The sequence below is a fragment of the Treponema denticola ATCC 35405 genome, from assembly GCF_000008185.1.
Lineage (GTDB): Bacteria > Spirochaetota > Spirochaetia > Treponematales > Treponemataceae > Treponema_B > Treponema_B denticola.
Genome location: NC_002967.9, coordinates 1503348 through 1523438, shown reverse-complemented (window position 1 = coordinate 1523438; position 20091 = coordinate 1503348). Strand labels below are relative to the sequence as shown.

Genomic DNA, 20091 nt, shown 5'->3' with positions numbered 1-20091 from the left:
AGGGAGGAATATCTTATGATTATCAATCACAACATGAGTGCGATGTTCGCACAGAGAACGCAGGGTGTTACCAATGTACGCATCGGTAAAGACATCGAAAAACTTTCATCCGGTTTACGCATTAACCGTGCAGGCGATGACGCTTCCGGCCTTGCAGTTTCCGAGAAAATGAGAAGCCAGATTCGAGGTTTAAACCAAGCTTCTGCAAACGCTTCAAACGGTATTAACTTTATCCAAGTAGCCGAAGCTTTCTTGCAGGAAACAACCGACATCATGCAGAGAATCCGCGAACTCGCTGTTCAGGCTTCAAACGGTATCTATTCTGCCGAAGACAGAATGCAGATTCAGGTCGAAGTTTCGCAGCTCGTTGCCGAAGTTGACCGCATTGCAAGTTCAGCCCAATTTAACGGTATGAACATGCTTACAGGCCGCTTTGCACGCGAAACCGGTGAAAATGTTGTTACCGGTTCTATGTGGTTCCACATCGGTGCCAACATGGATCAGAGAATGCGCGTTTACATTGGAACAATGTCAGCTGCAGCTCTCGGTATCCGAGATATCGGTGATGAAAAAATCATGACAATCGAAACAGCCGATGCTGCAAATAGGAGCATTGGAACAATCGATGAGGGTCTTAAAAAGATCAACAAGCAAAGAGCTGACCTTGGCGGTTACCAGAACAGAATGGAGTTGACGGTTGTCGGTATCGACATTGCTGCCGAAAACCTCCAAGCTGCTGAGTCAAGAATCCGAGATGCAGACATGGCAAAACAGATGGTAGAATATACAAAGAACCAAATTTTGTCGAATACCGGTATTGCAATGCTCGCTCAGGCTAATAACAATAGCCAGCTTGTAATGTCTCTTTTAAGGTAACAAATTTGTAAAATACTCTTGTATTTTTTTAATTATAGGAGTATAATGTGTTAAGCGTCAGGGGAATTTCCCCTGACGCTTAAAAGATCTTTGAAAAAATGCCCTTGATGGGCGGCCCTTATGAAGCCCTGTATTTACAGTATTATTAGCAGTTTGAATAAAATTGTTAATAATACTGTCTTTATAATTTGTATAAAAGGCGCAAAATTTTATGCAGTTATAAAATACAGGAGTATTTTTCAGCAAAGGATGCTGAACTATAGGACTTCAGGGAGGGTCATATGATTATTAATCACAATATGAGTGCAATGTTTGCACAGAGACAGGGAGGAGTCAACGAACTTCATCTCGCAAAAAACATCGAAAAGCTTTCCAGTGCACAAAGAATCAACCGTGCAGGTGACGATGCTTCAGGTTTAGCCGTATCCGAAAAGATGCGCAGCCAAATCAGAGGTTTAAACCAAGCCGGACAGAATATTCAAAACGGTGTTTCTTTCATTCAAGCAACGGAAGGTTACTTAGGTGAAACGACAGATATAATACAGAGATTAAGAGAGTTGGCTATACAGGCCTCAAACGGTATTTACTCCGCCGAAGACAGGATGCAGATTCAAGTTGAAGTTTCACAGCTTGTTGATGAAGTAGACAGAATCGCAAGCCATGCTCAGTTTAACGGAATGAATATCCTGACAGGCCGTTTTGCTCAAGATTCCGTAACAGGACCTATGCAGCTCCATGTCGGTGCAAATATGGATCAAAGAGAAAAGATCTATATAGGAACAATGACAGCTACAGCACTCGGTATTATAGGAGCACAACAAGGCGGAGAAGACAAGATGATTTCAATGTCTTCAGTAGACGGTGCAAATATGGCATTGGGAGCCCTTGATAATGCTCTTAAGCAGATTAACAAGCAGCGCGCAGACCTAGGTGCATATCAGAATAGGTTTGAAATGGCATATGACGGTATAGCAATTGCTGCCGAAAATATGCAGGCTGCCGAATCAAGAATCCGAGACGCAGACATGGCTAAAGAGATTGTAGACTATACAAAGAACCAGATCTTGATCCAATCAGGAACTGCTATGTTGGCACAAGCCAATGCTCAGCCTCAAGCTGTTGTTAGGCTTCTTCAATAACAAAGCAGATCTTGTAAAGGCCGATACTGAAAGAGATAACCGGATGTCATCTCTTAAAATTAAAGACCTTTAGAATCTTTAGGAAGAAAGAAGATGCGCCCTTCTTCTTCCTTTTTTTTACTGCTAAGAGTTGATGCTTAAAACGTTAAACTATATTTAGATGTCACGGATGATGTCTATTTTAAAGCCAAGGAGGTTTTTTATGAGTATAGAAATAAACGGCATAGGGCACCAAGCAGCATTACAACAAAAACGTGATACAGTGATTAACGGCTCAATGAGAGCTGCATCGGATGTAATAGTACAAAAGGAAGCTGCCGAACAAGCCGAAAATCAAAAAACGCTGGTGGACCCGAATGAAATCTCAAAAGCGGTTGCACAAATCCAAAAATTATGCGACATGTGTGATCGAAAATTACAATTTAGAGTAAATAAAGAAACAAACCGTATCGTTGTTAAGGTAATAGATGCAAATACCGACAAGGTAATAAGGGAAATACCATCCGAGGCAATACAAAGACTGCAGGCAAGAATACTTGAAACAGTCGGCCTTTTATTCGATGAATCAATATAGTCGGAAATTTCCCTTTTTTAGGTATTAAAAAAATAGGGGTTTAAATGTCCGATTTAAGTATACCGGGAGTCAATAATACATACGAAAAGCTCGTTGAAGCTTTGATGAAAAAGGAAAGAATTCCTCGTGACAGAGAAGCCGAAAAACTCGAGCGTCTAAAATTGCAGGATGATTCCTGGAGGCAGGTAAATAAATTTTCTCTTGAAGTACGAAATGCTGCGAGAGACCTATATTCTTTTAATAATCCCTTTGTAGAAAAAATAGCAGAATCCTCAAATGAAAGATCCTTTACCGCAACAGCTTCAAGAGGAGCTAAGGATCAAAATGTAAAACTTAATATAGTTCAAGTTGCAGAATCCGATAAATTTTTAAGTACCGAAATCAATAATGACCTTCAAATAAAAAAAGGTATATATACTTTTAAGGTAGGAGAAAAAACCATATCCGTAAACTGGAAGGGCGGAAAATATAAGGGTTTTATAGACCTTGTAAACTCAAGAGCAAAAGAAATTTTAAATATAAGCGAAATAAAAATAACCCCGGATACGAAGTCCTTACTTTTTTCATCCAACATAACAGGAGCAAAAAACAGATTGGAGTTTGCAGATGATGCCCTACCCTTTGCCATTGAAATGGGACTCATCAAAAAGAATGATACATCTGCCATAAAAACTTCAGTTTCCTCCATTGAAACTAAGCCCGAGACCTCTCAAAAAATAGATTTTTCCGAAACTGTAAGAGCCAAGGGGCAATATGTCATGGAACTTACGGTTTCAATTAAGGAACCGTCAAAAGAAACCGTAAAAAAAGAAGAAACGGGCGAAAAAATCTATGAGCAAATAGGCTCAATCGCATACAGAGGTATTGTAATACAAAATGAACCTTCAAACGACGGCCTTGAAAAAACGAAAATGGAACCCAAGGAAACCTCAGGTCCAAAAGTTGATATGAATATTTTAGCCTTAGAATCGACAAGAGGAGTACTTATTCCCCTACCCCCTCTTTCGGAAAATGCCGAAAAACAGACAATTACGATTCCTTTGGCTGAATACGGAGACGTAAAAGCTCTTGCAATAAACAATAATAATTCAGAAAAGGCCGTCTTTATAGAAAATATTAAAATATTTGATCCTAAGGCAGCCGGAGACTATGTTCCCGTAAACCCGGTTTCAACGGCACAGGATGCGATAATCAATTTTGAGGGCATTCAAATTAAAAGAGAAAAAAACGATATCGACGATTTAGTGCCTAATGTAACCATTCATGCCCATGAGTCTTCGGAAAAGCAGGAAAAACTTACCATAAAACCGGATGTAGATGCCGTCAAAAATGCGATCATCGAGTTGGTAGCCAAATATAACCGTGTTTTTGCTCAAATAAATATTTTAACGCAAAATAAGCCCGAAATCATAGAAGAACTGACCTATCTTTCAGAATCGGAAGTTGAAGATGCTCAAAAAAAATTAGGTTTAATGTATAGCGACTCTACTCTGATGACATTAAAATCCAATTTAAGGCAAACAATAAATACCGCCTATAAACCTGCAGATGATTCTAAAATATTTATGTTGGCTCAACTTGGAATTTCCACAAAATCCGATTCTTCGGGCGGCATAGACATGTCGCGCCTTCGCGGATATCTGGAAATTGACGAAAAAAAGCTTGATGAAGTCTTAAAGAACAATATGGAAGAGGTAAAACTGTTTTTCGGCTTTGATTCCGACGGAGATATTTTAATAGATTCAGGCCTTGCTCATGCAATGTATGAATACATAAACCCGTACACACAAAGAGGCGGTATCTTCGGCATAAAAACCGATTCTTTAAAACTAAAGATGGATTCTTCCCAAAAAAGAATAGAAAACTACGACAAAAAACTTGCCGAAAAAGAACTGGCGCTTAAAAAGAAATACGGAATAATGGACGGTACCTTAAAAAGTTTACAAAAACAGTCCCAAACGATGGATAATTTTAACAAGCAACTTCAAAATCAAAATAAATAAGGAATAAAGATGAAAGTAAAATTAAACGGACAAGAAATTAAATTAAAACTTGAACAAGAAATAACTATAGGTGATGTTCTTGGGAATATAGAACAAGAATGCAGAAATCATAAAAGCACTATAACCCAAGTCTTAGTGAATGGAAATGAATTAACTTTAAACGAACTTGATGAGCTTTTTCAAGATTCTCATCAAATGGAAATAAATATTGAACTGTTTACAACAAGCGGAGAGGATATACGGACACTATTAAAAGGACTCGGTGATGAATTTATAAAAAATTCGGAAGAAATCGAGAAAATTCCCATTAAAGTTCAAACGGGAAACGATGTTGAAATTATAAAGACAATTGAAACCTTCTCTATTAATTTGGCAAAACTCTATGAAACAGCTAAACTATTTGATATTGCAGAGATTAATGAAGATCTAAAGTTAGGAGAGATGACCCTCTGCGAATACCAAAGAGAGATATCTTCTAACTTGGACGCTATTATTAATGCAATAGAAGATACCGATACGGTAGAAATTTCTGATATTGCAGAATATGAATTGGCACCGCTTGTAAAAAAGCTTGGAAATGGGTTATTATCAATCAACAACCCCGACGCATAGCATCGGGGTATGTTGTTCTCATAAGGAGGTTGCAGTCGGCTTTAATACCCTTTGTTACGACGCAGAGCGTCGGGGTATTAAACCCTCCGCACGAATAAAGGCATAACGGAGAATAAAAATGATTGTTTCTGAAATAAAAGATATTGAAAAAGAAGATACACATATATATTACAGACAAAAATATGTCGGAACAGCAATATATACAATATTGGGTAGAGAACAAAACGGAAAGGTAGAATTTTTTGTAGAACACAAACCTACGGGAGAAACCGAAATACAGGTACAGATGATAGACAAAATAGACTATCCTGTTTTACAAATAATGATGGAATTAAAAGCCTGCGTCCGCCGTTTAATCGAAGCAAGGAAATTACCGTAAGATGGAATTTACAGTAAAAACCGAAGAAGACACTATTAATCTAGGAAAAAAAATAGGAAAAAAGTTAAAAAAGGGAGATGTAGTAGCCCTTGACGGTTCTTTAGCAGCAGGAAAAACCTATCTGACAAAGGGTATAGCCCAAGGTTTGGATATTGAAGAAGATATTACAAGCCCTACTTTTACCCTAATATCGGAATACTCAGGCCGTTTGCATCTATATCATATGGATGTATACAGACTTGAAGGAGTTGAAGATTTTTTAGACCTTGGTACTGAAGAAATGTTATATGGAGATGGAGTTTGCGTGATTGAATGGAGTAAAAAGGTAAAACAAGTATTACCCCCAAATACTATTTATATCGGCATAATGGTAAATGATGATAATTCCAGAAAAATCATCATCGATAACAAAGACTTCTGTGGGGCTTTATGAACATAGTTTGTATCGATACATGTTTTTCCTCTGTTGCAATAACGGCTCAAGGAAATGCCGGTACATTTACCTCCGTTTTTACACCGGCTAAAGCCAGACATTCTGCCATACTGATCCCCGCAATAGAAACTGCCGTAAAACAGGCAGGTTTTTCTATAAACGAAACCGATGTTTTAGTATGTCCTCAGGGGCCGGGAGGTTTTACCGGTTTAAGACTTGCTTACTCAACAGCAAAAGCGATTCAGCTGCAAACTAATGCCCGGTTTTTTTGTGTTTCTATTTTAGAAGCTCTTTGTTCTAAATATGGCGATAAAAATCAGTTTTTATCGGTTATTGATGCAAAAAGAGACTGCTTTTATGTGCAAGCATTTGAAAACAAAAAGCCGATCTCGGAAGCTTTTGATATAAGAGCAGAAGATGCTCTTAAACTGATTGACAAAAATAAAAAAACTATTATTTGTGGCTTTGGGACTGAAAAATTTAATGAAGAAGCGGGAGCATCTATTGAGTCGAATAATATTACCTTGATAGAAGCAGACAAAGAAACCCTTTCAAAAACTTTACTTGATTGTTTTCTTACAAACAAAAATTGCAAAAAAGTTGAAGATCATGAGGGACCCGTGTATATCAGAAAGAGTGATGCAGAGTATTAGGTATTTGAATTTATAAGGATTTTAGCCTATGAAAAAAAGGAAAAACAAAAATAAATCTAAAATAAAGAGCAATGAAAAAGACTTTCTAACCCTCGATGAAGTAGAAATGCTTGATGAAGTAGAAGAAGAATTGGAAGAAATGAAGGAAGATCTTTATCAAGACGATCAGGACAATCCGATGAATTTTAACAATACTGAAATTAAAACCGAGGTTTTAAAAACAGCTGTAGACTTACTCGCTACACCTACTGTTTGCTCAATGCTTCTGGATAAAAATTTTTTAATATTATACATAAGCGATGCAGTAAACCATCTTTTTGAAGGGTATCACAATATAGAAAAAAAACCGTTTTTTAACATATTCGGAAGTACACTTGAAAAATCCGCCCTCGACGACCTTTTAACAAAATTAAAAAGTCCTAATCGCGGCTACTCATGGTCAGGAGTTTTAAGGCATAAAACAAGATACCGTAAAACTATGTATACAAAGACAAACATATTCCCTTTATTTGATAATAATACACTCAACGGATACTGGGTTATGTTTGAAGATATAAGCAATTCTTACTTAAGTCAGTATAAGGGTATGATGGAAAGTCTATTAAATGCCTCAAAACTAAAGGATAATGATACGGGCTTTCATAATGAAAGACTCAATTATTACTCAAAGGCCCTTGCAGAAGCCTTGTTTAAGGAGAATTTATTTCCTCAAATAGATGCAGACTTTATAGATAATATTTCATCACTAGCTGCCATCCACGATATAGGAAAAATAGGAACTCCCGATTATATTCTACAAAAAAAAGGGGCGCTTAATGATGTAGAATGGGCGGTTATGAGAGAACATACTATTAACGGAACCCTTATCCTTGCAAACTATCCTATCCATATGGCAAAAGAAATTACTCTTAGCCATCATGAGCGCTGGGACGGAAAAGGCTATCCTTATAAGCTTGCGGGCGAAATGATTCCCTTATCTGCACGTATAGTGGCTGTAGCCGATGTTTACGATGCACTTAGAATGAGAAGATCCTATAAAGAAGGGATATCTCATAAAGAAAGTATCGAGCATATTATAAATGGAGCCGGAGCCCATTTTGACCCTACTATAATTGAAGTCTTCAAAACTATAGATAAAGAATTTAGTTATATATGGGAACAAAATAAGGATCAAAATCAGGCCGTATAAATTTTAAAATAAGGAATCAATTTCTTGAAATAGTTCCTGTAAAAATAAATTCAAGTAAAGAAATCCTTTTTCCGTTAAATAAAATCTTTTTTCCGTCAAAACGGCCTCATTCCTATCCAGCCATTTTGAAATAGTTTTTCCTGCAAATACCGAAATATCCTTACCAAACCTCGATTTAAAAAAAGATCTGTCAATACCCTCGGTAAGTCTTAAGCCCATCATAAAAGCTTCTTCAATAAATTCTTTTTCATCAATGGTTTCGTACTCATACACCTCATCCCTATTTTTTAAGGTCATCCATTTTTCTATATTTTTAATTGCAGAAAATCGCAATGCGTTAGCATGTGCGTTAGCATGCAAGACTTTTCTATCAAAAAAAATTGAACCGAAGGCTCCCGGGCCTACCCCTATATAATCCTCCAACCTCCAATATTTCTCATTATGTATACTTTTGTATAAGTTCTTATATGAAAAATTAGACACTTCATATTTATTATAGCTGTTTTTCTCCAAAATATCCTTACCATAGCTCCATAACTCGGCTATTTCATCATCTTTTTCGGGCGGTAACTTTGTATTTGAACAGAGGGCGTATAGTGAAAAATGCTCCGGTTTAAAATGTAATAAGGTTTGGATATCATCTTTTAAAATACCTAAGCTTTGTTTATTTAGCCCTGCGATTAGATCACAAGAAAGGATTAGACCTTTTTGACTGCGTAAAAGCTCAAGGGCCGAAAGGCTCATTTTTCTACATCCCCTCCTCTTACAGGCACTTAAAACCTCATCATTAAGAGATTGAATTCCTACGGAAAACCTATTAATCCCTCCACTGACTGCAGCGGACAAAAAATCTTTAGTTAAATCTTCAGGATTAATTTCGACGGTAAATTCTCTATGAGGATTTTTTTGAGCAGCCGGTATTTGAGATGAAAGATAATAAAGATCATCAGGAGATAGAAGAGACGGAGTTCCTCCGCCTATATAGACGGTATCCCATTCGTTTATGGAATACTTATCCGCTTGAATTTTTATATCTTCAGCCAATCTTAAAACAAAGGGGCTTAAATGACCCGATAAGATATTTTTAAACCGGCCGGCACGAACAGAAAAAAAATCGCAATAATTACATTTTTGGAGACAAAAAGGTATGTGTATATAAAGGCCGGCCTTTTTCATCAATAGGATTTGAATTCTTTAAACGGCCAATATTTTAGGATAATTTTGCCGTATATTTTTTTATCTCCTTCAACAGCTCCCCAAAGACGGGAATCATCAGTGATTATCCTATTATCGCATAATACAAAATATTCGCCTTCTTTTAGAACCGTCTCCGGGTATGCTCCAGAAAAGGGTAAGGATGAATCCCAATGCTCCGGTAAATCCTTAACTTCAATATCATAATTTTGTTGAGCTAACTCAAATTCGGTCAAAAAATGACTCGAATCCTTGGTTTTTATGTGCAATACAAAATTTTCCATATAAAGAGTATCTCCGGGTAAGCCTACAATTCTTCGTATGGAATAGGCGTCTTCACTCTGCAAATCAAAGGGCCTTAAAAGCTGAAATGTAAAAAAGCCTGTAAGGGTATTTACAACCGATTTAAAAAAAGACTTATTTTGCGATAATGTATCATCGATGACAACCAAATCGCCGCGTTTAGCCGACGCCTGAGAATAGATAGGAGTCATTAAAACCATATCTCCCGTAGAAATTTCAGGAAACATGGTGTCGGTCTGTAATCTATAAGTTTTTAACAGATATGATGTTATGAGTATATATGAAAGAAAAGTAAAAACCACCAAAAAAACAATAAAAAAAACTTTGTTTTGGTATTCCCTCTTTGCCGTATATGAAAAATTTCGATATTTTGCAGTCATTATTATCCCTCAATGCATAATATCATTTTCCGCTATCGTTGACAAGTGTCTAATCTATGAATATAATGTGCATATGGAGAAAACACCTGTAAAAATCATAGCAAAAAACAAAAAGGCTTTTTTTAATTATACCGTTGAAGAAAAAATAGAATGCGGCCTAGTCTTAAAAGGTACGGAAGTCAAATCTCTCAGAGAAGGAAGGATATCTTTTCCCGATGCCTTTGCCGAAATTAAAGATAATGAAGTATGGGTTAAAAATTTTCATATTTCGGAGTATATTTACTCTTCCGTTTTTAATCATGATCCCGAAAGGCCAAAAAAACTCCTTTTAAAAAAGGATGAAATAAAAAGATTAAAACGAAAGGTGGAGGAAAAAGGTTATACCCTTGTTCCCTTGGAATTTTACTTTAAAAACGGTATCGTTAAGGTACTCTTAGGTGTTTGTAAGGGTAAAAAGACCTTTGATAAGCGGGCAGACATAAAAGATAGAGACATAAAAAGAGATATGCAAAGGGAGATAAAAATAAGGGGTAAGTAAATAATGAAGATAAAAAAGTGTTACGGATTTTTAATATTTTTGCTTTTAATGCTTTCTATACCGGTTGTCAGAGCCGGAAGCATGTTGTATGCATCACCTACTGTAGGTGTTTTTAAACTTGAATCTAAAAATATAACGGAACAAACAACGGCAACAATCAGTAATGCTATTTTCAGCTTTGTAAAAGAATTAAAAAAATACGATATTGTAGATATGCGCTCTACTCCGGTTACCGAAACGGATGCTCAGCAGCGCTTCGATTATGTTTTTGCAGGTAAAATCACCGGACTGGAAAACGGAATACAGCTTGAACTTATGTTAAAAAATTCGTCGGATAAGATCACAAGACGGATATCTAAAATTTATCAAAGCGTCAATTTAATCCTATTGGACTCGAGGGTTCTTGTATCGGATATTTTTGATAAATCGGTTAATTTATCGGTTACCTATAATCCGGAGGACTCGGATTCTAAGGAAAATTCAGAAGTAGAAGAGGTAAAAAACATCGATATACTTTCAGGCTCATGGCAAGGAGAAGAAGGGCTTGAAAGGGTCGAACTTATGAGGGGAGGAAGAGGAATAGCCCTCCTTTCGAGCGGAATAACAATCCTGCTCCAAATAAGGATACATGAAGGCTATCTGACAATAAATCAGTCAGGAAAGCCCATGCCAAGACAATTTATTAACTTACCTGACGAAATAGCCAAAAAGGCCGCAGAGATGGGGAAAACCCCCTCATGGAAGTTTTTGGTTTCTGCCGACAATAAGATTTTAGTCGGAGAAAAAACAGATATCGAAATAGTCTATCACGGAAATACCCTTGTTTCGGTAAATGAAGTTATAAAAAAAGTACGCTGGATAAAAAACTAAAAACTTATTTTTAAGGCACCCTGCCTGATTATACAAGGCTCCTTATCGGTTAAGCTTACAATCGTGGACGATAAGCCTTTTTGCTCTCCTCCGTCAACTATCAACGAAACCTTATCTTCAAACTCGCTTATTATATCCCTAATATCACTTAAAACAGGCTCTCCCGAATAGTTTACGCTTGTAGAGTAAATGGGGAAACCCGTCTTTCCTATTAAATTTCTAAGCCAGACATCATCGGGGCATCTAAAAGCCGAAGTTCCCCTGCCCTCCTTATCCTTTACTATTATGCTCAAAGGAGCCGGCCAAAGATTTAATAAGATTTCGGGAACAGGAGTATCCGTATATTTATAAATATCTTGAGGTTTTTCAATGAGGCTGATAAAACTCTTTTCAGCCCCTCTTTTTTTGATTTTAATGATTTTTTCTTTTGTAAAAGGCATTATACCCGAAAAACCGTAAACGGTATCGGTAGGAACTATTATAATTTCACCCTTTTTTAAGACAGAAGCTGCTGTTTCTAATGATTTAGGATCTTTTTTTAAAATAACCATCTTTTCTTACCGCCAACATCTGAAAAATGATAACAATTATACCTAAAGATGCCGCTATTGTTTTGCATATGTAATCTGAAAGAAAATACGGAGTTTCAATTTTTAAGATTGTTCCGGGATTTAAGCCCTTCCCAAATCCGGAATTAAAGTTTACAAGCTTAATTATTCCCTCATTATCATATATATAACCCAGTTCATGGGCATAAATAGCAATTGTTTCAGGGTCATAGGTTAAATTTCTTATCAAACTGTCCAAATCGTCTCCGGTTTGCCTAAGAGAGCGGACATGGTTTACAAGAGTATCCCGCTGAGCTTCTATAAAATGCTGTGCATATATTCCCTTAGGACCTAAAAACACGGTCAAAACAGTGTAAGCAAAAACAGTAATAAAAATGGGAATAAGTACTTTAAAATATATTTTCATAGTCTAAAATATATAACGGCATTTTATGTTTTTTCCTTGAATTTTTTGACAATTTATTTAGACTAAATAATTTAAGGTTATTTACAAATTCTGTCGATATATAGTATAATTATAGATATAAGTTATACGGGAGAATAGCATGGCATTAGATTTTAACAAAATTGAAGAACCGGATGATTCGGTTTTTCCGGTAAAACTTGAAGATGATTCAAATCTCGATATGTATGGTGTATGGGTTAAAAAAAGGCCTGAACATAAAGACGGTTATGAAAGTGTGTTGCCTGTAGAAAATGAGAATGCTGAGGCTCCTTTTGAAAACGACATATTGGAATTTGACGACCATGATATTATAAACTTAGATAATTCGGATGAGCCTTTAGAGTTTGAAGAATTAACAACATTGAATAATTTTGAAACTATAGACAATGAAGGTAATAAAACTGAAGAACATCTTGAAGATTTAAGTATTACTTCTGAGGATGATATTTATGGAGATGAATTCGATATTTTTGATGAAGCTGATGCCGTAGTAATTGATGAAGATGCTAAGGATAGCTTTGATATTGATCTTGATGTAATGCCGAAACTTGAAGAAGAAACCGCATCCGATATAAATGAATTTGAAACTCTTGATTTAGATGACTTCCTAAGCGATTCTGAAGCCCTTGAATCAACCGACAAAAATGAGAATAAAAATGAAGACGGAAGCCTTGAACCGGATAACAATATAAAACTGGATCTTTCTTTTGACGAAGACTATTTGGAAACAAAGGGAAGCGATGCCATAGATTTTGAAGGAAACGAAAGCTTTGAAATAAGCTCGGATGAACCTGATACAAGTGAAACCTCAGCAGAAAACAAAACTTTAGATATTGAAAATTTACCTGAAAGGACGATTGACGATATATCCGATTTTGATGAAATTTTAGACGAGCTCGAAGCTGATAGTGAAACCGATAAAGAAAATATAGAAGAACTCACGGATGAAATTCCTCTTAATATTACAGTAGATGAATACTCGGATATAAGCTCTCTTGCAGGTAAAACTATGGGCGGCGATGATGACTTAGAAGATGTCGAAATATTCAGCGGAATTTCGGAATTTGAAGAAGCAAAAGAACTTGAAAATACTGAAGAAGAAAAGAAAGAAGATGATGGCTTGGTAATAGAAAGCACCATAATAGAAGCAGGTAATATAGACGAAATTCGAAAAGAAAATCAAAAAATTATGGCTGACTCTTCTGCTGCAGATATGGAAGAAAAAACAGAAGTAATCGATGATTTTGACTCAATGTTGGATAGCGTTATGGGAGAGTCGGCAGCCCAGGCAGAAACGGAAAAAGCCGTTGAAGAAAATGACAATATGTTTTTTGACGATATTGAAGCCCTTGAAAATGATCTTTTAGACTCAGGCAGCCAAGAAATACCGGAAGAATTTACGGAAGACCTTTCAGTAATTCAGTCCCACAAAAAAAATGACGGGGCACAAACGGCAGCAACACAATCCAATATTATTGCAAACGATAAGGCTACCGAAATCTTAACCCAAATTGCAAGCGAATTAGTAGACATCAAAAATGAACTTGCAAATATGAAATTTGAAATGGCCCAAACACAACAAAAATTGGAAGAGTCAAAAATCTCGGCATCTCAAGAAAATACTATAACCGGCAGCATTTTAAATGATGTAGCTGAGAGCGATAAAACAGGATTCTTTAATGATGATGACGGAGATGAAACAATCGCCCTTACAGGAGATGAACTTAATAATATATTGATAACGGCCGATTTCACGGAAGAAAACACGGAAAAAGATTACGAAATACCCGAAACATTGGATGAAATTGATGAAGCTTTCCTCGATGATGATAACATTGAGAAAGATACTAAGGATGAGCCCGAAGTTTTTGCCGATGATGACCTATTAAACGCTGTAGAGCCTGAACATATCAATGACTTAACTGATGACATCAGCTATCTTGATGAAGATGTAGAGCTACACACTGAAGATGAACCGGATGAAAAAATCGAAGAGATTGAAATAGAAGATTTCCTTTCCGATGATACGGAAGAACCCGCTTTAGAAGATCATAACTTGGATGAATCCGGTACTGATGAGGGTGGAATTCTGGATGACTTTGACATGCCTATCACAGAGCTTGAGCTGCCTGACGGACAAAGTATTCCTCTGGGCGATGAATACAGCGGTTTTGAAGCTATTACGGAAAAGATTGAAGAAGGCCATGATGAGGCTTCGGACTTTGAAGATGCGGTATTTTCACCCGAAGAACTTGATCAAGCTGCCAAGGATATTCCAAGACTTGAGCTTAATGAGAGTGCGGCAGAAGAACAAAAAGTACAGACCGAAACCTTACCGATTCATTTAAAAGATGAAATCAAGTCTGTTCTAACATATATGGATCAGCTTTTGGAAAGTTTACCTGAAGAAAAAATTGAAGAATTTGCAAAGTCTGAATACTTTGATACCTATAAAAGACTTTTTGATGAGCTGGGGATATCCTAATGGGATTGAGGCAGAAGGCGGAGGCTGTAAGTATAAAAGCTTATCAGCCTTCACAAGCACCGACTGAAAGGCCTCATTCACCTTTTTTTGATGCAAAAAACAATTTTCAAGCCCTGCTTAACAATCTCCAAATTGAAAAGGGCGGTTTTTTGGTAAAAGCCAATGAAGATTTTTATAACCTCTGTTTTGCTGCAGGCGTGGATATAACTACTTTTCATAGGTGCATGATACCTTCAAGCATTATAGAAGGATTTGAAGCTAAGCAAAATAACCGGTATTCTCTTACAAATAAGGATTTAAGCTCGATAAAGAATTTCTTTTCTTCTCAGGAGTATATAAGCATCACGGATATTATTTTATATCCGCTTGAAGAAGCTAAAACTTTTTTATTTTTAATAAAATCGCAAAAAGATTTTTATAGAGAAGCCTTTGACTTTGAAAAAGCGGATAAGCTTGTAAAAGAATTTTTACCGTACTATGACCAATATAAACAGATTATAGAAACGGCAAGGCCGGTATACCCTTTTCAGTATGGTACGGACACGATAATGCTTAAAATAAAATCGGCCTTAAACCTTAATAATACGGCCCATTTATTAAAAATCTCATTTTTACATGTTTTTACCGATAGGGTCACACTGCAAAGCGATTTAAATACTCTCGAACTTTATTATTCGATGATAAATAAAATTCTTAACCTGATAGGAAAATCCAATATGGCAATGTTAGGTATGGATAATAATCTTTATGCATCAATATTCTCATCGGAAACCCTGCCTATGGATATTTATACACAAAAAATAACGGCAAGCTTATCCAAGATTTATGGAGAAGACATCTGCTCTAAAATCTTGATGGACTACACAGGAACCTCAAAAGATATAAACGAGATAAAAACTTTTTTTAAGGCCGTGATAAATGATAAAACAAGTTAAATTACACTCTTCATATAACCCTCAAAAAGAAGCCGAAAGGTTTTCCGATACAATACAGGGAAATCCTAAAATTATCGTTATCACGGAACCCGGAGAATCTTACCTTGCATCGGCTTTACGTAAAAAATTTCCTAAAGCTAAATTGATGGCCATGAGGTACACGGACAATTATTTTTTGGAGTCGGATAAATTCTGGGATAGAGTTTGGAGACCGGCTTCAGGGAATCCGTCTTTTTTTTTGGTCAATAATATTCCGGATGAATTTTTATCGTCTACTTTGTTTTTACCTTGGAAGCCGGCAGAAAAAGTTTGGCCTGATTCGGCTTCTTGGGTATGGAAGGAGATATCCGAAGCCGTAAAAATAATACAGAGCCTGATAGCGACAAGAAGTTTTTTTGGAAAAAGATGGCTTAAAAATATGGGCGATAATTTTATCTTTACCGAAAAACCCGTCAATCTCGATTTTTTTGGTGAAAATAATATTGAAAATAACGAACCCTCTTTTTTTGCAGGGGCCGGCCCTAGTTTAGATGAGGTCTTGGATAATTACTCTGACAATATAAACGAAATATTTAACATGGCAGCGGCTTCAGCCCTGCCTGCCGTCTTAAGCCGTAATATAAAGCTTGATCTATGTGTATCGACTGACGGGGGATTTTGGGCGGCAAATCACTTAAAATATTTAAAGGATGAAAAATTTAAAGAGACTGCCCTAGCCTTCCCGTTGGAAGCAAAAATTCCTTATCAGATTCTAAAAAACAATAACTGTCTTTTTTTAAGCTACGGCTCAAGCCTTGAAAATCTTTTTTTTACAAACTTAGGTATTACTCCAATTCCGGCAAAAAGAAACGGAACGGTGTCCGGTACAGCAATAGAACTTCTCTTAGACGAGGCCGGAGGAAAAATCTTTATTGCAGGCTTGGATTTAAAGGAATCAAAGGGCTTTTCCCATTGTTCTCCCCATGAAAGTCAAATACAAAAAGAAATTAAAGCAAACCGCTTAGATACTCTATCCACTTTTGCAGCTATATCGAATTTTGATCTGCGCTCCTTAAAAACTTACGAAAAATGGTTCAGCCGAATACCCGTGCCGAGGGCTGAAAGACTTTTTAGGATAGGAAAAGACCTTCCACCTTTAGGGAATATAAAATCAATAGACGGGGAAGATTTTAAGGCTCAAACAAGAGGTCGAGAAAACACAAATAAAAAAACTATTCAGGTAAGGCGACTAGAACACAAAACTCCTAAAGAAAAAAAAGCCATGCTTTCCGCAATTTACCAAAACATAAAAGAGGAAATAAAAAACAAGACTTTTTTTGATAAAATAAAAATAAGTGCAAAGGAAAAAGAATTAAGCAGTCCTGAAAAAGAATTATGTGAATTTATTTCTTTTCAAAATTATATGACATTTTTAAAAGAAAAAGATAGTCACAATGAAGCGGAAATTAAACTAAAACTTGAAGATGAAATAAGCTCCTTTTTAGAAAATCAAATTGGAAGGCTTAAACCATGAATTTTTTTGACAAGAATATAGAAGCATTAAAAAAAATAAATTTAAAACTTGCCGAAGATATTATAAATTCCGATGATAACTCCGATTACTCTTCCGATAAGGATGTATCTAAAACAGGATTTGATCTTCCTTTGCTAAAAAACGGCAAACTTCTTCATTCTAAATATGACCCATTAAAAGAAGCATCGAGACTTTTTACGGGTAACGAAAATTTTATTCTCTTTTGCGGATTGGGGGCGGGTATTCACATAGAGTTTTTCTTAAATAATTTTAAATCAAAATACTGCGCCGTAACCGAAGCAAGTTTTTCAAATTTTAAAAGCTTATTTAAAATTATAGATTTTTCACATCTTATTCTAAATAAGAACCTATCTTTTTTACCACCTCTTGAATCTGAAAACTTTGAAAAAGAATTTATCAATAGCTATATTCCGGCCATCCACGGCAATTTTGAGATAAAAATTTTAAGGCCTTGGGAAGATTTTTACAATGAGAAAATCCAGACATTCGAAAAAAAAATTCAAGCCTCATTAGAAAAAATACAGGCAGATGTTTCAACTCAAGCAGCCTTCGGTAAAATATGGATGCGGAATATTATGCAGAATTTAAAAACGGCATCTCTAATAAGACCGTTTATTCCTAAAACGGATCCTAGTAAAAAAGCCTATATTTTAGGAGCCGGTCCGAGCCTTGAATCTGCTTTGGAAAATATAAAAAAATACAGAGACTCCATCGTTCTTTTTGCTTCAGATACGGCCTTTCCCGTTTTAATATCGGCAGGAATAGAGGCAGATTTTTTTGTGACAATGGACCCGCAAAATATTTCTTATGCCCATTGTTTTAAACCTTTTACAAAAAGCACCGTAGGTATATTTGACCTTTGCTCAAACCCGATTCTTGCGCGGGAATTCTTAAAAAACGGCAATTCTTTTTTCTTTACAAAAAGCGCCCATCCATTTGCCCAATATGCTTCCTTTTTTTCTCCCTTCCCTTATATGGAAACAGGAAGCGGGACTGTCGCCCTTGCGGCAAGATCGGCTGCCCTTTCCCTTGGATTTAAAGATTTGGAATTTTTCGGTTTGGACTTTGCTTATACCGGCGGTAAGGCATATGCAGCCGGAACATATCTTTCAAAGCAATTTGAAAAAACGTCTTCTAAAACTTCGCCTTTGGAAACAAAATTTTGTGACCTTATGTTTAGAACGGAAGTAAAAAAAACGCAAGAAAACGGAAAAATAACTTATACTACAGCTCTTTTAGACGGGTATAAAGCTTTTTTTAAAGGGGTAATCAGCCTTAATTCCGCTTCCCCTGTATGGAAAAAAGAAGACTTTTCAATATTCCAATATGAGGAATTTATACGTCATCTAAAAACGCCGGCTTGTAAGGATAAGAAGATGCTGACAACGGCTCTTTTACCTTATTTTGCATATTTAAATAAAAGATTATCTAAAAATATCTCGAATTTTGCCGATGTAGAACTTGTACTATCTCAAATTCTGGAGTATACTGTAAGTTAATGAAAAAGATGTATATTGGCATATATGCCGCAATAGCTTTATTGATTATAGTAGGAACATTTTCATGGTTTATATATGGGATTATAAGGGATTCCGATACCGGTGCGGAGGAAGCCAAATCTACATTTGCTTATTTTGCAAAACAGATTATAATCTCATCCGAAAAGGAAAACTTTGCCCAAAGTGAATATAATCAAAGATTGTATGCACTTGCGGATGAGCTGGAAATCAAGGCCTTTGTTATTTCCAAACCTTCTAAAAGTATCGTAATTTCTTGGCCCAAAGATTCCGACCTAATAAGCTATGATGAAGGCGGTAATTTTGTTATAAAACCGGCCTCCTTATTTATAAAAAATCACAGCGGAAAAATAAATGTAAAAACAATGAAAAGCTATGATACCGAGCTTGTATTGACGGCCTCTATCCCGACATTAAAACCGGCAGCAATCTATTTAAGAATTAGAAGTGCATTTTTTATAATATTAGCCGTAACAATTTTAACCGTAATAATAATTCTTTCTACAAATCTTACTAATACTCAAGACAGAGTATATGCAGATATAAATAAAAGAACCTTTGAGGACGATTTTAAAGACGATATAAGCTTAAGCCCCAAAACATACGTTGAAGAAAATAAATATTATGAACCTGAAGAAGTCTATCCTCATGACTATACCGAAGCAAAAAAGGAAGATGAAGCAGGTTTAAGGCCTATCGAAAATACCAAGTCCGGCAAAGATGAGGATATCTATGGCCTTGAAGATCTGGATAATTTAAAAATTACACAGCAGTTCCCTTATGAGGCAGGCAAAGAAACAAAGCTTAAAGAAGAAAAAGATATTAGCTATATAAGTTCGGATTCGGAAGAATACAATGATGTTAAAGCATCGGATTTCGGCACTGTAAACGCAGAAGCCATAGAAAAGGTGAGAGGCCTTTATTCTCCTATTACGGGAATAAGCTGGCAGGAATATTTACCCGAATATCTGGAATCGGAATTACGAAGAGCTGCATCATCCGAACAGGACATAGCCTTAGTTATTATGAAGCTTGAAGATTTTACTCTCGAGAGCATGATAGGAAAGAAGATTTCGGCTCTTTTAATAGACTTTATAAAATTCAGGGATATGATTTTTGAATTTGATAATAACGGTTTTGCGGCTATTCTTCAAGACACCAACTTAGATGAGGCGATGAAAAAGGCCGAGGAAATATATAAGGGAACCAAAAATATTTTAACCGAATACGATATATCGAAATCGGTGTCGATAGGTATTACAACAAGAACATCCCGCCTTATTTCGGCAGGAAGAATGATTGAAGAAGCTCAAGCAGCGGTAAACCGTGCTATAAAAAATAATGAAGATCCTATAGTAGCCTTTAGGGTAAATCCGGACAAATACAGGGAATTTATTTCGGATAATTAAATAGGTGAATCATGTACCTGTAACCAAAATACAATTAAAACGAACTTAACAAAA

20 protein-coding genes are annotated in these 20091 nt (G+C 36.1%); 16 read left to right on the top strand and 4 right to left on the bottom strand.

Going from position 1 to position 20091, the window contains the following annotated elements:
- Window positions 1-15: 15 nt before the first annotated feature.
- The 9 genes from TDE_RS07065 to TDE_RS07025 all read left to right on the top strand — a co-directional run bounded on the left by TDE_RS07065 (window position 16) and on the right by TDE_RS07025 (window position 7858).
- Window positions 16-876: a flagellin gene (locus TDE_RS07065; RefSeq protein WP_002668952.1), complete on the top strand. Its 861-nt coding sequence runs from the start codon at window positions 16-18 to the stop codon at window positions 874-876.
- A 281-nt stretch (window positions 877-1157) separates the two neighbouring features.
- Window positions 1158-2015, top strand: coding sequence for a flagellin (locus tag TDE_RS07060; protein WP_002668950.1), 858 nt, complete (start codon window positions 1158-1160; stop codon window positions 2013-2015).
- A 202-nt stretch (window positions 2016-2217) separates the two neighbouring features.
- On the top strand, window positions 2218-2589 hold the full coding sequence (locus tag TDE_RS07055; RefSeq protein ID WP_002668949.1) for a flagellar protein FlaG: 372 nt from the start codon (window positions 2218-2220) through the stop codon (window positions 2587-2589).
- A gap of 44 nt (window positions 2590-2633) precedes the next feature.
- Window positions 2634-4592 (top strand): flagellar filament capping protein FliD, encoded by a 1959-nt coding sequence (gene fliD / locus TDE_RS07050; RefSeq protein WP_002679139.1) that lies wholly within the window; start codon window positions 2634-2636, stop codon window positions 4590-4592.
- Window positions 4593-4601: 9 nt separating this feature from the next.
- Complete coding sequence (locus TDE_RS07045; RefSeq protein WP_002668947.1) at window positions 4602-5204, top strand: hypothetical protein; 603 nt, start codon at window positions 4602-4604, stop codon at window positions 5202-5204.
- A 118-nt stretch (window positions 5205-5322) separates the two neighbouring features.
- Window positions 5323-5583 carry a hypothetical protein gene (locus TDE_RS07040; protein WP_002668946.1) on the top strand — a complete coding sequence of 87 codons (261 nt, stop codon included), beginning with the start codon at window positions 5323-5325 and terminating at the stop codon, window positions 5581-5583.
- Window position 5584: 1 nt separating this feature from the next.
- Window positions 5585-6016 (top strand): tRNA (adenosine(37)-N6)-threonylcarbamoyltransferase complex ATPase subunit type 1 TsaE, encoded by a 432-nt coding sequence (tsaE, locus tag TDE_RS07035; protein WP_002679136.1) that lies wholly within the window; start codon window positions 5585-5587, stop codon window positions 6014-6016.
- Window positions 6013-6669, top strand: a complete 657-nt coding sequence (gene tsaB / locus TDE_RS07030; RefSeq protein ID WP_002679135.1) for a tRNA (adenosine(37)-N6)-threonylcarbamoyltransferase complex dimerization subunit type 1 TsaB — start codon at window positions 6013-6015, stop codon at window positions 6667-6669. Before tsaE ends, tsaB begins: the two co-directional genes overlap by 4 nt.
- Window positions 6670-6697: 28 nt before the next feature.
- On the top strand, window positions 6698-7858 hold the full coding sequence (locus TDE_RS07025; protein ID WP_002679131.1) for an HD-GYP domain-containing protein: 1161 nt from the start codon (window positions 6698-6700) through the stop codon (window positions 7856-7858).
- A gap of 3 nt (window positions 7859-7861) precedes the next feature.
- Here TDE_RS07025 and hemW read toward each other — a convergent pair whose 3' ends face one another.
- Together hemW and lepB are read right to left on the bottom strand one after the other, a co-directional pair.
- A complete protein-coding gene (hemW, locus tag TDE_RS07020) occupies window positions 7862-9034 on the bottom strand; it encodes a radical SAM family heme chaperone HemW (protein WP_002679120.1) in 1173 nt (390 codons plus the stop codon).
- A complete protein-coding gene (gene lepB, locus TDE_RS07015) occupies window positions 9034-9735 on the bottom strand; it encodes a signal peptidase I (protein ID WP_002668934.1) in 702 nt (233 codons plus the stop codon). The genes hemW and lepB overlap by 1 nt, the downstream gene beginning before the upstream one ends.
- A gap of 73 nt (window positions 9736-9808) precedes the next feature.
- On the opposite strand from lepB, the gene smpB reads away from it, so the two are divergent.
- Together smpB and TDE_RS07005 are read left to right on the top strand one after the other, a co-directional pair.
- Window positions 9809-10273: an SsrA-binding protein SmpB gene (gene smpB, locus TDE_RS07010; protein WP_002668932.1), complete on the top strand. Its 465-nt coding sequence runs from the start codon at window positions 9809-9811 to the stop codon at window positions 10271-10273.
- Window positions 10274-10276: 3 nt separating this feature from the next.
- A complete protein-coding gene (locus tag TDE_RS07005; RefSeq protein WP_002679119.1) occupies window positions 10277-11143 on the top strand; it encodes a TP0183 family DNA metabolism protein in 867 nt (288 codons plus the stop codon).
- Here TDE_RS07005 and TDE_RS07000 read toward each other — a convergent pair.
- Both TDE_RS07000 and TDE_RS06995 read right to left on the bottom strand, forming a co-directional pair.
- Entirely contained in the window at window positions 11140-11694 is a 555-nt protein-coding gene (locus tag TDE_RS07000) for an L-threonylcarbamoyladenylate synthase (protein WP_002679118.1), read from the bottom strand. The genes TDE_RS07005 and TDE_RS07000 overlap by 4 nt on opposite strands.
- On the bottom strand, window positions 11669-12118 hold the full coding sequence (locus tag TDE_RS06995) for a septum formation initiator family protein (RefSeq protein WP_002671296.1): 450 nt from the start codon (window positions 12116-12118) through the stop codon (window positions 11669-11671). Before TDE_RS06995 ends, TDE_RS07000 begins: the two co-directional genes overlap by 26 nt.
- 139 nt (window positions 12119-12257) lie before the next feature.
- Between TDE_RS06995 and TDE_RS06990 the strand changes: the two genes are divergently transcribed.
- The 5 genes from TDE_RS06990 to TDE_RS06970 are packed head-to-tail and all read left to right on the top strand — an operon-like array spanning window position 12258 to window position 20037.
- Entirely contained in the window at window positions 12258-14642 is a 2385-nt protein-coding gene (locus TDE_RS06990) for a hypothetical protein (RefSeq protein ID WP_002679117.1), read from the top strand.
- The gene (locus tag TDE_RS06985) at window positions 14642-15577 is read left to right on the top strand and encodes a hypothetical protein (protein WP_002679116.1); all 936 of its coding nucleotides are present in this window, start codon (window positions 14642-14644) and stop codon (window positions 15575-15577) included. The genes TDE_RS06990 and TDE_RS06985 overlap by 1 nt, the downstream gene beginning before the upstream one ends.
- Window positions 15561-17090 carry a 6-hydroxymethylpterin diphosphokinase MptE-like protein gene (locus TDE_RS06980; RefSeq protein ID WP_002679115.1) on the top strand — a complete coding sequence of 510 codons (1530 nt, stop codon included), beginning with the start codon at window positions 15561-15563 and terminating at the stop codon, window positions 17088-17090. The genes TDE_RS06985 and TDE_RS06980 overlap by 17 nt, the downstream gene beginning before the upstream one ends.
- Complete coding sequence (locus TDE_RS06975; RefSeq protein ID WP_002679114.1) at window positions 17087-18610, top strand: motility associated factor glycosyltransferase family protein; 1524 nt, start codon at window positions 17087-17089, stop codon at window positions 18608-18610. The genes TDE_RS06980 and TDE_RS06975 overlap by 4 nt, the downstream gene beginning before the upstream one ends.
- Window positions 18610-20037, top strand: a complete 1428-nt coding sequence (locus TDE_RS06970) for a diguanylate cyclase domain-containing protein (protein WP_002679113.1) — start codon at window positions 18610-18612, stop codon at window positions 20035-20037. The genes TDE_RS06975 and TDE_RS06970 overlap by 1 nt, the downstream gene beginning before the upstream one ends.
- The last annotated feature ends 54 nt before the right edge of the window (window positions 20038-20091 follow it).

What these genes read in the sequence shown, in the direction of transcription:
- TDE_RS07065 (WP_002668952.1), top strand. Translation starts at nt 16, where the DNA reads ATGATTATCAATCACAACATGAGTGCGATGTTCGCACAGAGAACGCAG.
- TDE_RS07060 (WP_002668950.1), top strand. Translation starts at nt 1,158, where the DNA reads ATGATTATTAATCACAATATGAGTGCAATGTTTGCACAGAGACAGGGA.
- TDE_RS07055 (WP_002668949.1), top strand. Translation starts at nt 2,218, where the DNA reads ATGAGTATAGAAATAAACGGCATAGGGCACCAAGCAGCATTACAACAA.
- fliD (WP_002679139.1), top strand. Translation starts at nt 2,634, where the DNA reads ATGTCCGATTTAAGTATACCGGGAGTCAATAATACATACGAAAAGCTC.
- TDE_RS07045 (WP_002668947.1), top strand. Translation starts at nt 4,602, where the DNA reads ATGAAAGTAAAATTAAACGGACAAGAAATTAAATTAAAACTTGAACAA.
- TDE_RS07040 (WP_002668946.1), top strand. Translation starts at nt 5,323, where the DNA reads ATGATTGTTTCTGAAATAAAAGATATTGAAAAAGAAGATACACATATA.
- tsaE (WP_002679136.1), top strand. Translation starts at nt 5,585, where the DNA reads ATGGAATTTACAGTAAAAACCGAAGAAGACACTATTAATCTAGGAAAA.
- tsaB (WP_002679135.1), top strand. Translation starts at nt 6,013, where the DNA reads ATGAACATAGTTTGTATCGATACATGTTTTTCCTCTGTTGCAATAACG.
- TDE_RS07025 (WP_002679131.1), top strand. Translation starts at nt 6,698, where the DNA reads ATGAAAAAAAGGAAAAACAAAAATAAATCTAAAATAAAGAGCAATGAA.
- hemW (WP_002679120.1), bottom strand. Translation starts at nt 9,034, where the DNA reads ATGAAAAAGGCCGGCCTTTATATACACATACCTTTTTGTCTCCAAAAA.
- lepB (WP_002668934.1), bottom strand. Translation starts at nt 9,735, where the DNA reads ATGACTGCAAAATATCGAAATTTTTCATATACGGCAAAGAGGGAATAC.
- smpB (WP_002668932.1), top strand. Translation starts at nt 9,809, where the DNA reads ATGGAGAAAACACCTGTAAAAATCATAGCAAAAAACAAAAAGGCTTTT.
- TDE_RS07005 (WP_002679119.1), top strand. Translation starts at nt 10,277, where the DNA reads ATGAAGATAAAAAAGTGTTACGGATTTTTAATATTTTTGCTTTTAATG.
- TDE_RS07000 (WP_002679118.1), bottom strand. Translation starts at nt 11,694, where the DNA reads ATGGTTATTTTAAAAAAAGATCCTAAATCATTAGAAACAGCAGCTTCT.
- TDE_RS06995 (WP_002671296.1), bottom strand. Translation starts at nt 12,118, where the DNA reads ATGAAAATATATTTTAAAGTACTTATTCCCATTTTTATTACTGTTTTT.
- TDE_RS06990 (WP_002679117.1), top strand. Translation starts at nt 12,258, where the DNA reads ATGGCATTAGATTTTAACAAAATTGAAGAACCGGATGATTCGGTTTTT.
- TDE_RS06985 (WP_002679116.1), top strand. Translation starts at nt 14,642, where the DNA reads ATGGGATTGAGGCAGAAGGCGGAGGCTGTAAGTATAAAAGCTTATCAG.
- TDE_RS06980 (WP_002679115.1), top strand. Translation starts at nt 15,561, where the DNA reads ATGATAAAACAAGTTAAATTACACTCTTCATATAACCCTCAAAAAGAA.
- TDE_RS06975 (WP_002679114.1), top strand. Translation starts at nt 17,087, where the DNA reads ATGAATTTTTTTGACAAGAATATAGAAGCATTAAAAAAAATAAATTTA.
- TDE_RS06970 (WP_002679113.1), top strand. Translation starts at nt 18,610, where the DNA reads ATGAAAAAGATGTATATTGGCATATATGCCGCAATAGCTTTATTGATT.